Genomic DNA, 13,072 nt, shown 5'->3' with positions numbered 1-13,072 from the left:
TTACACAGCAGGAGACCAAACCAGCCATGACGGTAGAAGCCAACAAAGAGACGCTCGGATTCCAGACCGAAGTGAAGCAGCTGCTTCACCTGATGATCCACTCTCTGTACTCGAACAAAGAGATCTTCCTTCGTGAGCTTATCTCGAACGCCTCAGATGCCGAAGACAAACTCCGTTTTGCGGCCCTGAAAGACGACAAACTGTACGAAGGGGATTCCGAGCTCAAGATTCGCCTGGACTACGACAAAGACGCTGGCACCATCACCATCGCCGATAACGGCCTGGGCATGAATCGGGACGATGTGATTGCCAACCTGGGCACCATCGCCAAGTCCGGCACCGCAGAGTTCCTCAAGCAGCTGTCCGGCGACGAGAAGAAAGACAGCAAGCTGATTGGCCAGTTTGGTGTCGGCTTCTACTCCGCGTTTATCGTGGCCGACAAAGTTGAAGTATTTACCCGTAAAGCCGGTGAAGCGGCCGAGAACGGTGTGCACTGGGAGTCCAAGGGCGATGGCGAATTCTCCATTGAGCCGATTACCCGTGAAGCGCGCGGCACCGAGATCGTGCTGCACCTGAAAGCCGAAGACAAAGAATTCGCCGATGGCTGGAAACTGCGCAGCCTGGTGAAGAAGTATTCCGACCACATTTCCTTCCCGGTGGTGATGAAGTCTGAATCCGAGGAAGAAGACAAGAAGGGCGAAGACGAAACCGTCAACGATGCCACCGCCCTGTGGACGCTGCCGCGTACTGAAATCAAGGATGAAGAGTACAAGGAGTTCTACAAACACATCGCCCACGATTTCGAAGACCCGCTTACCTGGTCCCACAACAAGGTGGAAGGCAAGCTCGATTACACCAGCCTGCTGTACATCCCCAAGCGCGCACCGTTTGATATGTACAACCGGGAAGCGCCCCGTGGGCTGAAGCTGTATGTGCAGCGTGTATTCATCATGGACGACGCAGAGCAGTTCCTGCCGCTGTACCTGCGCTTCGCCAAGGGTGTGATTGATTCCAACGATCTGTCCCTGAACGTATCCCGGGAAATCCTGCAGAACGACAGCACCGTTGAAAGTATCCGCACGGCCATGACCAAGCGGGTACTGGATATGTTGTCCAAGCTGGCCAAGAAAGACGGCGACGAATACCAGGGCTTCTGGGATGAGTTTGGCCCCGTGCTGAAAGAAGGCCCGGCGGAGGACTTCAGCAACCGGGAGAAAATTGCCGGTCTGCTGCGTTTTGCCTCTACCCACACCGGCGAGGAAACCCAGAACGTATCGCTGGACGACTATATTGGCCGCATGAAAGAAGGCCAGAACAAGATCTACTACATCACCGGTGACAACTTCGCCGCCACCAAGAGCAGCCCGCACCTGGAAGTTTTCCGCAAGAAAGGCATCGAGGTGCTCATTTTGTCCGATCGCATCGACGAGTGGATGATGGGTTACCTGAACGAGTACGACAGCAAGCAGTTCCAGGACGTGGCCCGCGGTGATCTCGACCTGGGTGAGGTAGAGACCGAAGAAGACAAGAAGCACCAGGAAGAAGCGGCCAAAGAGCATGCCGACCTGCTGGAGCGCATCAAGAAGGTGCTGGACGACCAGGTGCAGGAAGTGCGGGTAACCAATCGCCTGACCGACTCTCCGGCGTGCCTGGTGGTGGGCCAGTTCGACATGGGTGCCCAGATGAAGAAGATCATGGAAGCGGCCGGGCAGAAGGTGCCGGAAAGCAAGCCGATCTTCGAAATCAACGTGGAGCATCCACTGGTGCAGCGCCTGGAAACCGAGCAGGGCGAAGAGCGCTTCAAGGAACTGTCTGCGGTACTGTTTGACCAGGCCACCCTGGCCAGTGGCGAACAGCTCAAAGACCCGGGCGCCTACGTAAGCCGCCTGAACCGTCTGCTGCTGGAACTGGCCAACTGAGCCGGTAACGCCAGTGCAGCAGATTGTTGTGGACATCAACATCAGTCCTGATGAGTGGATCAAGCTCTATCAGGGCGTGGCCACCGATGTCCACACCACGGCCCGGGACGGACGCTCTGTCCGCTTCCCGGCCCGTATTCTCTCCCGCTTTTTTCTAAAGGACGGTATCCGGGGCAGCTTCCGGATTCTGTTTGACGATGCCGGAAAGTTCTCCTCTATCGAGCGCATTTAATCGATAGCAAAAAACTTTCAAAAACTTTTCCTTAATTAATTTCATCCTCTTTTGATGTCGGCGTAGGCTGAAGATATTCCCGATGCGGAATGCTCATAGCCGATCACTATGCGTGCAGTAGAAAACCTTCACATTGCGCTGCAATGAGTGATCTATAGTTAGTGTAACCGGTGGGATTGTTGCCTTCTGCCGAAGACACAAAAACGAGGATCGTACGATGAGTGATAAGAATTCCGGTGGTAAATGCCCGGTGATGCACGGCGGAAGCACTGCCCACGGGCAGGACAACACCAACTGGTGGCCCGAGGCACTGAACCTCGACATCCTTCACCAGCATGACCGAAAGACCAACCCCATGGGGGACGATTACAGCTACCGGGATGCGGTCCGGTCGCTGGATTACCGTGCCCTGGAAAACGACATGAAAGCCCTGATGACCGACAGCCAGGCATGGTGGCCGGCAGACTGGGGCCATTACGGCGGCCTGATGATCCGCCTTGCCTGGCATTCTGCGGGTACCTACCGTATTGCCGATGGCCGTGGCGGTGGAGGCAGTGGCAGCCAGCGTTTTGCCCCGCTGAATTCCTGGCCGGATAACGGCAACCTAGACAAGGCACGCCGTTTGTTGTGGCCGTTGAAGAAGAAATACGGCAACAAGGTGAGCTGGGCCGACCTGATTATTCTGGCGGGTAACATGGCGTATGAGACCATGGGCTTCCGCACCTTCGGCTTCTCCTATGGCCGGGCTGACGTCTGGCATCCGGAGAAGGACATCTACTGGGGGGCGGAAAAGGAATGGCTGGCGCCGTCGGATGAGCGTTACAGCAACGTCGAAAAGCCGGACACCATGGAAAACCCGCTGGCGGCCGTCCAGATGGGCCTGATCTACGTGAACCCGGAAGGGGTGAACGGCCAGCCAGACCCCATCAAGACCGGTGATCAGGTACTCGAAACCTTTGCCCGCATGGCGATGAACGCCGAAGAAACCGCCGCCCTGACTGCCGGAGGCCACACCGTTGGTAAAACCCACGGCAATGGCGACGCCGGAGCCCTCGGCCCGGAACCGGAGGGTGCCGATGTGCACGAGCAGGGCCTGGGCTGGATCAATCCCAACCTGGACGGCAAAGCCACAAACGCAGTGACTTCCGGCATTGAAGGCGCCTGGACCACCAACCCCACGGAATTTGATATGGGGTACTTTGAGATGCTGTTCGGTTATGAATGGGAGCTCAAGAAGAGTCCGGCCGGGGCCTGGCAGTGGGAGCCGGTGGACATCAAGGACGAGCACAAGCCGGTGGACGTGACCGACCCGTCCAAACGCTGCACGCCCATCATGACCGACGCCGACATGGCCATGAAGCTGCACCCGGAGTTCCGGCCAATCTGCGAAAAGTTCATGGCCGACCCGGAATACTTCAAAGATTGCTTCGCCCGGGCCTGGTTCAAGCTCACCCACCGGGACATGGGGCCGAAATCCCGTTACATCGGGCCGGATGTACCCGCCGAGGATCTGATTTGGCAGGACCCGGTTCCCCAGGGCGAAACCAATTACATTGAAGAAGCCGTTAAAGCGAAGATTGATGAGGCGGGCCTGAGCATTAACGAACTGGTCTGTACCGCCTGGGACAGCGCCCGCACCTTCCGGGGCTCGGATATGCGCGGTGGCGCCAACGGCGCGCGCATTCGCCTGGCGCCCCAGAAAGACTGGGAAGGCAACGAACCCGAGCGCCTGGCCAAGGTGTTGAAAGTGTACGAAGCCCTGTCGGCAGAAACCGGCGCCAGCGTCGCCGATCTGATTGTACTGGGTGGCAATCTCGGCGTTGAGAAGGCCGCAAAAGCTGCCGGGTACGAAGTACATGTGCCCTTCACCAAAGGCCGGGGCGATGCCACCGACAGCATGACCGACGCCGACTCCTTCGCCCCCCTGGAGCCCCTGGCGGATGGCTTCCGCAACTGGCAGAAGAAGGACTACGTGGTCAAACCGGAAGAAATGCTGCTCGACCGGGCCCAGCTGATGGGCCTGACCGCGCCGGAGATGACCGTACTTCTGGGCGGCATGCGGGTGCTCGGTACCAACCATGGTGGCACCAGGCACGGTGTGTTCACCGACCATGAAGGCCGGCTGACCAACGATTTCTTTGTCAACCTGACCGACATGGCCAACCGCTGGGTGCCGAAAGGCAACAATGTCTACGACATTGTGGATCGTGCCAGCGGTAACGTGAAGTGGACCGCCAGCCGGGTTGACCTGGTGTTCGGCTCCAACTCGGTGCTGCGCTCCTACGCCGAGGTGTACGCCCAGGATGATAACCAGGAGAAATTCGTGAAGGACTTCGTGGCCGCCTGGGCCAAGGTAATGAACGCTGACCGCTTCGATGTAGAAGCCTGATCCTTCAACCTTTACCGGGCATTCCGTTTCGGGATGCCCGGCTACCAACTTCCCGCAAGATTCCTTACAATCCGCCCCGCCTGATTATTGAGCAACTTTGAATTTCATACCCCACCGCTGGAGTGTTCATGCGAATAATTCTTGCCCCGATGGAAGGGCTGGTAGACGCGCCCATTCGCGAAACCCTCACCAAAGTGGGTGGCATCGACCGGTGCGTAACCGAATTCATTCGCGTAACCCACGGTATGCTGCCGCCCAGGGTGTTCTATAAATACGCCCCGGAACTGCACAACCAGGCGCTGACGGAAGTGGGCACGCCGGTGGCGGTACAGTTGCTGGGTTCAGACCCGGAAATGATGGGCCGCCATGGCGCCAAGGCCGCCGAACTGGGGGCAAGGCAGGTGGACATCAATTTCGGCTGCCCAGCCAAAACCGTGAACAAGCATAAAGGCGGCTGTGTGCTGATGCGGGAGCCGGAACTGCTGCACCAGATTACCGCAGCAGTTCGCAAGGCCGTGCCTGCAGCGATACCGGTTACAGCCAAAATGCGATTGGGCTACGACGACCGCTCCATGGGCGTGGCCTGTGGCCAGGCGCTGGAGGCCGCAGGCGCCTCGGAGATTGTGATTCATGCCCGCAGCAAGGTGGATGGCTACAAGCCGCCCGCCTATTGGGAAGAAATTGCCAAAGTGCGGGAAGCGGTAGACTGCCACGTGATCGCCAATGGCGAGATCTGGACCGTTGAGGATTACTGGCGTTGCCGCAAAGTGTCTGGCTGTGACGATGTGATGATTGGTCGTGGCCTGATTGCCCGGCCGGATCTGGCCGCTCAAATCAAAGCCTCTCAACAGGGCGAAGACTATACGCCCATGGCCTGGCCGGAGGCGGTGAGCCTGGTTCGGGAATACGCCGCTGCCCTGCAAACCCGCCTTGAAGACAAATACGTGACCGGCCGCATCAAGCAATGGCTGAATTACTTGCGCCAGGGCTTTACTGAAGCCGAGGCTCTTTGGCCCCAGGCCAGAAAGCTGCGGGAAGTGGCGCCCATGCTGGCTTGTCTTGAACAAACAGTGCCGGTGCCAACCAGCGATGACACCCGGGCCGCCTGAGTGTTGTCTCCATCAATATCACGGATATTTGACGTGAGCTAAAGCAAGTCTGGCGGGCATCCGATACACTGTTTTTATTCACGTTGCAGAATAAAAAACAAAGGGATGTCAGCATGAAAACGGTGTTCAGCGTTAGCCTGGGAGAGTCCGAGCACGACTACCAGTTGGAAACCTCCTTCCTCGGCCAAGACTTCCGGATTGTTCGCCTGGGTACCGACGGCAACCTGAAACGTGCAGAAGCCGTACTGGTGTCCGTTCGGGATGAAGCCGATGCCATAGGCCTGAGTATGGTGCACGACCATTACCAGGTGGGCCGGGAGCAACTGGCTCACCCGGAAACCGCTCGCCTTGAGGCCTGTATACCCGACAAACCGGTAACCACAGGCGCCCACCTACGGGGCATTTTGCAGGAATGGGCGGTGCGCCATACCCAGGCCGAACTTGGCCACTTTTTTGACAATGCCCGGGTGCTGTTCCTGAACGGACAGGCCGGGTACCGCATTGCCAAGGCGTTGTCTGAACATACCGACAACCTGATGTTTGCCGATCCCTATGTAGATTTTGGCGTGCCCCGGCTGCTTACCTCGCTCCGTCAACTGGAATCCTATACCGCCATTACTGCCCCGATTACCTTCCGGCCTGCGGCAGTAAAGCTGATCGAGCGCCTGCACAAAACGCCGCTCTACCGCATGGGTGAAAAGCTGGTTCGCGGATCGCTCCATGAATCGGTCAAAGATGCCCATGTGATCGTCGGCTCGATTGGCGATCTGGAAACCTTCACCGACAAAGAGCTGGATGGTAAAACGATTATTACCTCCCGGGTGAGTGATTGGGCCCTGGACTGGTTCAAGTCCCGCAAGGTGGCCATGGTGGTGGATTACAGCCCCTGGCTGGAGGATCGGCCACTGGGCGTAAACATCATGGAAGCCATGATCAGCGCCGCTCTGGATCGAACGCCGGAGCAGCTGGGCATGGACGACTTTCTGGAAGTCATTCAGCGCCTGGGTATTGAACCGAGGATTATTTACCCGAACGGCTATCGCCGGGTAAACCGCTTTGCCTTTGTGATTCACCCGCTGTCTCAGCAATACCTTACCAAAACCCCGCCACTGGACTGGATCGCCAGTGTGTCACCGCCCACCGTGATGAATATGGTGGAAAAGGCCGTGGCCTACACGCCGCCGTTTATCTATTCGAAAGTCTCTGGCATCAAGTCACCGACCGGTGACGAAGTGGAGGGCTGGCTGATTACCGTGGGTGGTACACCCAAGGAAATCATGGCCCATGACCCGGAGTTTACCTACAGCCGCTTGCTGGCCGCCGCCAATCTGGCGAAGAAACTGGGGGCCCAGATTATGGGCTTGGGGGCGTTCACCAAAGTGGTGGGGGATGCGGGCATTACTGTCGCCAAGCGGGCGCCGCTGCCGATTACCACCGGCAACAGTTACAGCGCCTCCGGTGCGCTCTGGGCCGCCCACGATGCGGTTCAAAAAGTGAGCCAAGTGCGCATGGGGGACAACGGCAAGATGGCAGGGAAGGCCATGATTGTGGGTGCCACCGGGGCCATTGGTTCGGTGTGTGCCCGGTTACTGGCCAAGGCGGCAGATGAAATCTATATGGTGGCGCCGGAGGCCGCCAAGCTGTTGGCGCTGAAAGAAAGTATCGAGCTGGAAACCCCGGGCGCCAAGGTGTTTGTGGCGGCCACCACAGACCGTGATCTGCCGGATATGGACATGGTTGTGACCGCCACCTCCGGTGCCGGCAAGCGCATTCTGGACATTATGCAGGTAAAACCGGGCTGCGTGATTACCGATGTGGCCCGCCCGCTGGACATTCCGCCGGAAGATGTGGCCAAACGGCCCGATGTACTGGTGATCGAATCCGGCGAAATCCAGCTGCCGGGTGAGCCGAAAATGAAAGACATCGGCCTGCCCAAAGGCATTGCTTATGCCTGCCTGGCGGAAACCATCGTACTGGCGCTGGAAGCCCGTTTTGTGAACTTTACTCTGGGCCGCAATATCGAGTGGGAGAAGGTGCGTGAAATTTACAAGCTGGGCCTGAAGCATGGCATGCAGCTGGCGGCGGTGTCTGGGGTGAACGGGGTGTTCACCGAAGAGGACTTCGAGCGGGTGAGAACCCTGGCGGCCGGAACCTCAAAACAAAAAGAACCCGCCTGAGTCACACCCGGGCAAGTTCTTATAGCGATACAGTGAACGCTCTGAAAGGCTATTCGTCTTCGAGATTTTTGTGCATCAGGTAACGCAGGAACTGGGCACCGCGCACGGTCACTTTTTGCTCGTCCACCACGCTATAGCCGTGGCGCTCAAAGAAGGGCCGGGCAACCACGCTGGCTTCGGTTTTCAGCTCTTTCAAACCCATGGCACGCAGCTGCTGCTCGGCTTCATAATACAACGTAGAGGCAATGCCGCGGCGGGCATAGTTGGGGGCGGTAAATACCAGGTCGATGGTGCCGTCCTTGTCGTAAGAAATGAAGCCTGCCAGGTTATCGCCTTCTTCGGCTACCAGAGTTTCCAGAGATTGCAGCCGTTGCTGCCAGGTATCCAGATGAGGCGTTCGTGAAGCCCAGGCGTAGCGCTGGGTTTCATCGTAGGCGCCCGCCGTCAGCTCATGCACGGAGTCGGTAAACAGGCGAACCACCGGGCTCAGATCCTGAATCCGGTACTTGCGAATAGTGATCGATGTTAGCGTACTCATATCGGTTCAGTGTGCACCTGTGTTGGAGAGCAGGTTGATAACCATGACACCGGTTACAATCAGCAGCATACCGACAACGGCAGGAAAATCCAGCTTTTGGCCGAGCAGCAGCCAACCGATGAGTGAAATTAATACAATCCCCAACCCGGCCCATACCGCATAGGCAATGCCCACGGGAATGACCTTGATGGTCAGCGCCAGAAAGTAAAAAGCAACGCTGTAACCCACAACCACCACCACGCTGGGTAATAAACGGGTAAACCCTTCGCTGTACTTGAGTGCGGAAGTGGCAATAACCTCTGCGACGATGGCCAAACCAAGCAGCAACCAGCTTTTCATAACATACCGTGATACGTAAACCAGTGGAGGGCCCGACAGCGCCGGGCCAGTTTCAGATGGGGCGCATGTTACCGATTAATCGCCTGTGGGGGTAATCCGGAATTCCATCACTGCTTCTGCCGCCACCAGTTGGTCGGCCAGGCGCGAGGCGCTGGTTTTGTCGGTAGTATGCAGCACCATGTTGTGGCGCACCACCCGGCCTTCGCCCTCCAGCCGATAGCTTAGATTGGCAACACTGAAGCCGTGATTTTCAATGAGTTTCATCAGGTCAGCTTCGGTCATCGCCGAGGCCCGGGCAAAGCGCACCTGGAAGACGAAATAGGATTGCGCGGGCATTTTCCCTTCTATCCAACGGAACAGCGACAGGGTGGCCAGCGTAAGAATCACCGACACCACCAGCGGGAAATAGAAACCGATGCCCGCCAGAATGCCAATGGCGGCGGTAATCCAGATAGAGGCCGCGGTGGTAAGGCCGCGCACCGCAATGCCTTCTTTCATGATCACGCCCGCCCCCAGAAAGCCGATGCCAGTCATGATGCCCTGGGCCATGCGGGTCGGGTCCAGCCTTATGGTGCCGTTGGTATCCGGCACCCAGTGCGCCTCGTACACGGTGACCAGCATCAACAGGCTGGAGGCGGCACACACCAAGGCGTGGGTACGAAACCCGGCGGGCCGCCCATGGTAAGTGCGTTCATAACCTATCAATGCGCCTGCGGCCAGGGCGGCCACCAGGCGAAACAGCATTTCCAGATCGTCGGTTGTTACATCCATCGTTACGGCGTGTCCTTTCAGGGGCTTAAAGCTGTAAGCACTAACGCTGGCGGCAGCTTACCTTCTGCGCGCCAATGCTCTGAGTATAGGCAACAAACGCCCGCACCGTGCGTGGTTTTGGCTACACCCTGGTGGCGCCGGACTAACCGTCAGTTTCTTTGCTTCAACGCCAAATAGATTTGATGCCCCACCAGCCAGGCTCTGACCTCCGGCGCCAGAGTGCCCAGGCTCTCGGGGGCAAACACCGCCTCGCTGACTGGTTCACTGTGATTACCCACCCAGTTCGTCAGCAACCGCAACACCCGCCGCTCATCGTTGCTGCGCACCGCAGGCCAGTGCACGTAGGGAATAACCTCCGGGTGGCTGATGTAAAACAGGGCGGCTTCCTCCGGCTTTTCAACCAGATCGCCCCGCATACCCACGGTGAACCGGTTGCCATCAGCACCCGAGACGGACATCAGAACCGAATGGTCGGCCTCCAGATAACGGGCGTCACTCACGGTAAGTGGCGACTCAAGATCCGGCACGGAGGTGATGGAATACTGGAACACCACCAACCCCAGAAGTATGATCAGAAGCCCGAACAGGGCGATGGATTTACCCATGACGTTCCCGCATAACCAAGAGACAAAGCCGGTAGCTTAAGCGGATTGCGGTGCAATGGCGAGGGCCGTTCAGGCGCTTCGTTCGCACACAACCGGTTGGAATATGGCCCAGATCAACGGGTGAGTAAAATCGCAGCACAAATGCTTGACCGCCTCAGTATGCCAAATTAAGATTCACATGAAATATATCTTACGGATCAATACTGAGGATCATCCATGAAAAAGCTGTTCCAGAAACTGTTCAAGAAAGACGAAACCGAAAACAAAGCCGGTGCCGTACAGCAGGCAGAGCCCGCAAACACCAACGACACCAAACAGCAAGACAAACCCAAGAGCCATGGCGGCGGAACCTGCTGCGGTTCTTGCTCCTGAGCGAACTGAACCGGTAGATTAAACCTGCCTTAGAATGGCCCGTGCCGGAACTGCCAGGGTAACGCGCATATACCGGCGCACGCCGAGCACGGGCCTTGCGGTATTAATCTTTGCGTGGGATAAAAACCTGCGCATAAATACAGTAAATCAAAAACAGTATTACGGGTGCTGTGTACCACAGGTAGGCGCGCGAGCTGGCGCCCGCCCAGTACAGCCCGATCACCGCAACTGCACTTAACAGGCAACTCCCCGGCAGGATATAGAATGCCGAATCCAGAATCCTGCTATCGAGCGGAGTAGGGCGGTGGGTATTGCTAACGGCACTGAACCCGAATACCGCCACCATAAACAACAGATAGGCCAACGTAATCTGGCCCAGAGTGCCTGCAAAAACCAAACCTGGGGACATTAAACGTTCTCTTGCGTTGAGTGAGATGGCTGCAACTGCCACTGGATTCGTCGTTACGTCAGATCCTGATAAGGGCTGTAGGCAACTTCCCAGTCCAGGTTCCCTCCAGACTGAAAAAAGAGATATTGCCATCCTCAAAATCGTACTTTGGCATACCCAGCCCCTCGCCATAAAAACGGGTGGCCCTCTCCAAATCTTCCACACCAAGCGTGATAATGCTGATCTTTGGTTTCATGATTTGCTGCTTTCCTCTGAGTTCCGGGGAACACGGTTATTGTTGAGCGCAATTTTCATGGGCTTGGTTAGCACCCCTACCACAGCCAAAACTTGACTATACCGCGCCAGATACCTCCGAGAATAGACGGAGACAGGCTCGGGAGCAGCAGTGCCAACTATCTTGCCAGAGGGGGCGGAGAACTTCATGACTTCTGGATCACTGAGCATTGCGGTGAGCGCCGGAACGTCTTGATGGATATTCAAAGCCCTCTGCTGACAGATCTGGCAACTCGTATCATTATCCCACTGGGCAAGCGCGCGGCTTTTGACGGCCAAGCCATGCAAGGCCTCACACCGGTAATCACTTTTGCCAGCCAGGAATTGCTGTTGTTAACACCGCAAGTATCTTCAGTGCCTGAAAAACAGCTCAAGAACCCGATTGGTTCCCTCTCGCATTTCAGAGATCAGATAGTTGGAGCTCTGGATCTCGCTATCACGGGTATTTAACGCCTGCATTTGAGGCGCACCGGAGCGCCAGCGCAGGTGCGTCCGACAACAGCCACTTGTTAGGGACGTTGGTTACAGATAGCATCACCGTATCGCCATTAGCGGAAGCACCATGACTACCGAAACATTAGACCACCTACGCTCCCAGATTTCGACTCTCTCCGAGTCGGAACGTGCAGCGCTGGCTCGGGAGCTAATCATGAGCCTGGACGGCCCCCGTGACGACTCGGTCGAGCAGGCCTGGAACGATGAAATTATTCGCCGCGTGTCCAAGGTCAAAAGCGGAAAAGCCACGCTGCTCAGCCGTGAAGAATTTCGATCAAAGATGAGAGCGAGGTTAGGCCAGTAATAGTGCGAACGGTAAGGATACTGGAAGAGGCCTCTCAGGAAGCGATAGAGGCAGCAGCATGGTATGAACATGAACAGCGCGGACTCGGGTCAGAGTTTTTTGCTGCTGTTGATGCAGCCATCGACGTTATTGAAGAAAACCTCCTTCCTTTATCACCTCTCCCCGAAGAAGCCAGCGATACCGGTGCAAGGCGCCTGATTCTGGAGCGCTTCCCATACGATATAGTCGCCATTGAACTGCCAGAAGAGGCTATAGTCATTGCGATTGCTCACCACTCCCGAAAACCTGGCTATTGGCGGAAACGCAGTAAGCCCTAACGCTTGCGTCAGGTGCGCCGAAGGCGTCACCTGGACGCACTTGCGTACGCCCAGCATGGGCATGAACTAATGGGGTGAAAGTCCCCTGTGGGAAGATCACCGTTCAGCCGGTTTTACCCGATTGAACGCTAACCACTAGCAAATGGCAAGGGCCGATCCGCGAGGGTTGGTCTCCGGAGCGCCGGCCGGAAGTAGTCGGCCCTGCAAAAGGAAAAACCTGAATCAAGGCAATAAGTTGGCCTGAATTCAGGGTATAATCTCCACCATAAATCTCTCCGTTTCGCCCAAAAACCGGAAGAAAACGCCATGATTCCACGGGATAAGCGCCAGGCACCACAGCGGGATCTGCTGGAAACCTACCTCGAAGACATCCTCAACACCCGGCACGAGTTGGTGCAGATGGGAAAGCGTATCGACTGGTCTGCCTGCGAACAGCACTTCGGCCAGTTGTACGCGGTGCAAGCCGGGCGTCCGGGGTTGCCCATCCGGTTACACGTGGGCTTACAGTTGCTCAAGCACATGTACGCGCTGTCAGATCGTGATGTGCTGGATCGCTGGGTAGAGAACCCCTACTGGCAACACTTCTGCGGCGAGGTGATCTTTCAGCACCGACTGCCCATGGACGAAACGACCATGATGCGGTTCCGGCATCGCATCGGCGAAAACGGCGCTTGTGAGCTTCTGAAAATGAGCATCGCCCTGGGCCAGGATACTGGCGTCATCGCCCCGGAAAGCCTCAAGGTTGCCGTCATCGACACTACTGTCATGCCCAAGGCGATTGCCTATCCCAGCGACGCCCGCCTGGCGGGTCGTTGCCATCGCC

16 protein-coding genes are annotated in these 13,072 nt (G+C 57.0%); 10 read left to right on the top strand and 6 right to left on the bottom strand.

The window, feature by feature from the left end; genetic code table 11:
• The first annotated feature begins 26 nt into the window (after positions 1-26).
• The 5 genes from htpG (at position 27) to C7H09_RS19370 (ending at position 7,826) form a co-directional block, all read left to right on the top strand.
• Complete coding sequence (gene htpG / locus C7H09_RS19390; RefSeq protein WP_106765703.1) at positions 27-1,919, top strand: molecular chaperone HtpG; 1,893 nt, start codon at positions 27-29, stop codon at positions 1,917-1,919.
• A 13-nt stretch (positions 1,920-1,932) separates the two neighbouring features.
• On the top strand, positions 1,933-2,151 hold the full coding sequence (locus tag C7H09_RS19385) for a DUF2835 domain-containing protein (protein ID WP_106765702.1): 219 nt from the start codon (positions 1,933-1,935) through the stop codon (positions 2,149-2,151).
• A 217-nt stretch (positions 2,152-2,368) separates the two neighbouring features.
• Positions 2,369-4,540, top strand: coding sequence for a catalase/peroxidase HPI (katG, locus tag C7H09_RS19380; protein ID WP_106765701.1), 2,172 nt, complete (start codon positions 2,369-2,371; stop codon positions 4,538-4,540).
• Between the two features lie 128 nt (positions 4,541-4,668).
• Positions 4,669-5,649: a tRNA dihydrouridine synthase gene (locus C7H09_RS19375; RefSeq protein WP_106765700.1), complete on the top strand. Its 981-nt coding sequence runs from the start codon at positions 4,669-4,671 to the stop codon at positions 5,647-5,649.
• A gap of 113 nt (positions 5,650-5,762) precedes the next feature.
• Positions 5,763-7,826 carry a dehydrogenase gene (locus tag C7H09_RS19370; protein WP_106765699.1) on the top strand — a complete coding sequence of 688 codons (2,064 nt, stop codon included), beginning with the start codon at positions 5,763-5,765 and terminating at the stop codon, positions 7,824-7,826.
• Positions 7,827-7,875: 49 nt separating this feature from the next.
• On the opposite strand, the gene C7H09_RS19365 is transcribed toward C7H09_RS19370, so the two are convergent.
• The 4 genes from C7H09_RS19365 to C7H09_RS19350 form a co-directional block, all read right to left on the bottom strand.
• Positions 7,876-8,364 carry a GNAT family N-acetyltransferase gene (locus tag C7H09_RS19365; protein WP_106765698.1) on the bottom strand — a complete coding sequence of 163 codons (489 nt, stop codon included), beginning with the start codon at positions 8,362-8,364 and terminating at the stop codon, positions 7,876-7,878.
• A gap of 6 nt (positions 8,365-8,370) precedes the next feature.
• A complete protein-coding gene (locus tag C7H09_RS19360) occupies positions 8,371-8,703 on the bottom strand; it encodes an SMR family transporter (protein WP_106765697.1) in 333 nt (110 codons plus the stop codon).
• 75 nt (positions 8,704-8,778) lie between these two features.
• On the bottom strand, positions 8,779-9,474 hold the full coding sequence (locus C7H09_RS19355) for an MgtC/SapB family protein (RefSeq protein WP_106765696.1): 696 nt from the start codon (positions 9,472-9,474) through the stop codon (positions 8,779-8,781).
• A gap of 149 nt (positions 9,475-9,623) precedes the next feature.
• The gene (locus C7H09_RS19350) at positions 9,624-10,079 is read right to left on the bottom strand and encodes a hypothetical protein (RefSeq protein ID WP_106765695.1); all 456 of its coding nucleotides are present in this window, start codon (positions 10,077-10,079) and stop codon (positions 9,624-9,626) included.
• A gap of 216 nt (positions 10,080-10,295) precedes the next feature.
• On the opposite strand from C7H09_RS19350, the gene C7H09_RS19345 reads away from it, so the two are divergent.
• A complete protein-coding gene (locus C7H09_RS19345) occupies positions 10,296-10,451 on the top strand; it encodes a CCGSCS motif protein (RefSeq protein WP_106765694.1) in 156 nt (51 codons plus the stop codon).
• A 103-nt stretch (positions 10,452-10,554) separates the two neighbouring features.
• On the opposite strand, the gene C7H09_RS19340 is transcribed toward C7H09_RS19345, so the two are convergent.
• Both C7H09_RS19340 and C7H09_RS19335 read right to left on the bottom strand, forming a co-directional pair.
• Positions 10,555-10,902, bottom strand: a complete 348-nt coding sequence (locus tag C7H09_RS19340; RefSeq protein WP_240616670.1) for a hypothetical protein — start codon at positions 10,900-10,902, stop codon at positions 10,555-10,557.
• Positions 10,903-10,918: 16 nt separating this feature from the next.
• On the bottom strand, positions 10,919-11,095 hold the full coding sequence (locus C7H09_RS19335; protein ID WP_206074366.1) for a VOC family protein: 177 nt from the start codon (positions 11,093-11,095) through the stop codon (positions 10,919-10,921).
• 233 nt (positions 11,096-11,328) lie between these two features.
• Here C7H09_RS19335 and C7H09_RS19325 point away from each other — a divergent pair, with 233 nt between their 5' ends.
• From C7H09_RS19325 to C7H09_RS19310, 4 genes are all read left to right on the top strand, one after another.
• Positions 11,329-11,583, top strand: a complete 255-nt coding sequence (locus C7H09_RS19325) for a CcdB family protein (protein ID WP_106765691.1) — start codon at positions 11,329-11,331, stop codon at positions 11,581-11,583.
• Positions 11,584-11,695: 112 nt separating this feature from the next.
• Positions 11,696-11,932, top strand: coding sequence for an addiction module protein (locus C7H09_RS19320; RefSeq protein ID WP_106765690.1), 237 nt, complete (start codon positions 11,696-11,698; stop codon positions 11,930-11,932).
• Positions 11,933-11,934: 2 nt separating this feature from the next.
• Positions 11,935-12,249 (top strand): type II toxin-antitoxin system RelE/ParE family toxin, encoded by a 315-nt coding sequence (locus tag C7H09_RS19315; protein ID WP_106765689.1) that lies wholly within the window; start codon positions 11,935-11,937, stop codon positions 12,247-12,249.
• Positions 12,250-12,555: 306 nt separating this feature from the next.
• Positions 12,556-13,072: transposase (locus tag C7H09_RS19310; protein ID WP_133166256.1), on the top strand; the 517-nt coding region annotated here is incomplete at its 3' end.

Origin of the sequence: Marinobacter fuscus (assembly GCF_003007675.1) — a bacterium.
GTDB lineage: Bacteria > Pseudomonadota > Gammaproteobacteria > Pseudomonadales > Oleiphilaceae > Marinobacter > Marinobacter fuscus.
The sequence above is the reverse complement of the archived record's forward strand: the minus strand, read 5'-3'. Positions and strand labels throughout refer to the sequence as shown.

Coding starts and splice junctions, on each gene's coding strand:
- htpG (WP_106765703.1), top strand. CDS start 27: ATGACGGTAGAAGCCAACAAAGAGACGCTCGGATTCCAGACCGAAGTG.
- katG (WP_106765701.1), top strand. CDS start 2,369: ATGAGTGATAAGAATTCCGGTGGTAAATGCCCGGTGATGCACGGCGGA.
- C7H09_RS19375 (WP_106765700.1), top strand. CDS start 4,669: ATGCGAATAATTCTTGCCCCGATGGAAGGGCTGGTAGACGCGCCCATT.
- C7H09_RS19370 (WP_106765699.1), top strand. CDS start 5,763: ATGAAAACGGTGTTCAGCGTTAGCCTGGGAGAGTCCGAGCACGACTAC.
- C7H09_RS19365 (WP_106765698.1), bottom strand. CDS start 8,364: ATGAGTACGCTAACATCGATCACTATTCGCAAGTACCGGATTCAGGAT.
- C7H09_RS19360 (WP_106765697.1), bottom strand. CDS start 8,703: ATGAAAAGCTGGTTGCTGCTTGGTTTGGCCATCGTCGCAGAGGTTATT.
- C7H09_RS19355 (WP_106765696.1), bottom strand. CDS start 9,474: ATGGATGTAACAACCGACGATCTGGAAATGCTGTTTCGCCTGGTGGCC.
- C7H09_RS19350 (WP_106765695.1), bottom strand. CDS start 10,079: ATGGGTAAATCCATCGCCCTGTTCGGGCTTCTGATCATACTTCTGGGG.
- C7H09_RS19345 (WP_106765694.1), top strand. CDS start 10,296: ATGAAAAAGCTGTTCCAGAAACTGTTCAAGAAAGACGAAACCGAAAAC.
- C7H09_RS19335 (WP_206074366.1), bottom strand. CDS start 11,095: ATGAAACCAAAGATCAGCATTATCACGCTTGGTGTGGAAGATTTGGAG.
- C7H09_RS19325 (WP_106765691.1), top strand. CDS start 11,329: ATGGATATTCAAAGCCCTCTGCTGACAGATCTGGCAACTCGTATCATT.
- C7H09_RS19320 (WP_106765690.1), top strand. CDS start 11,696: ATGACTACCGAAACATTAGACCACCTACGCTCCCAGATTTCGACTCTC.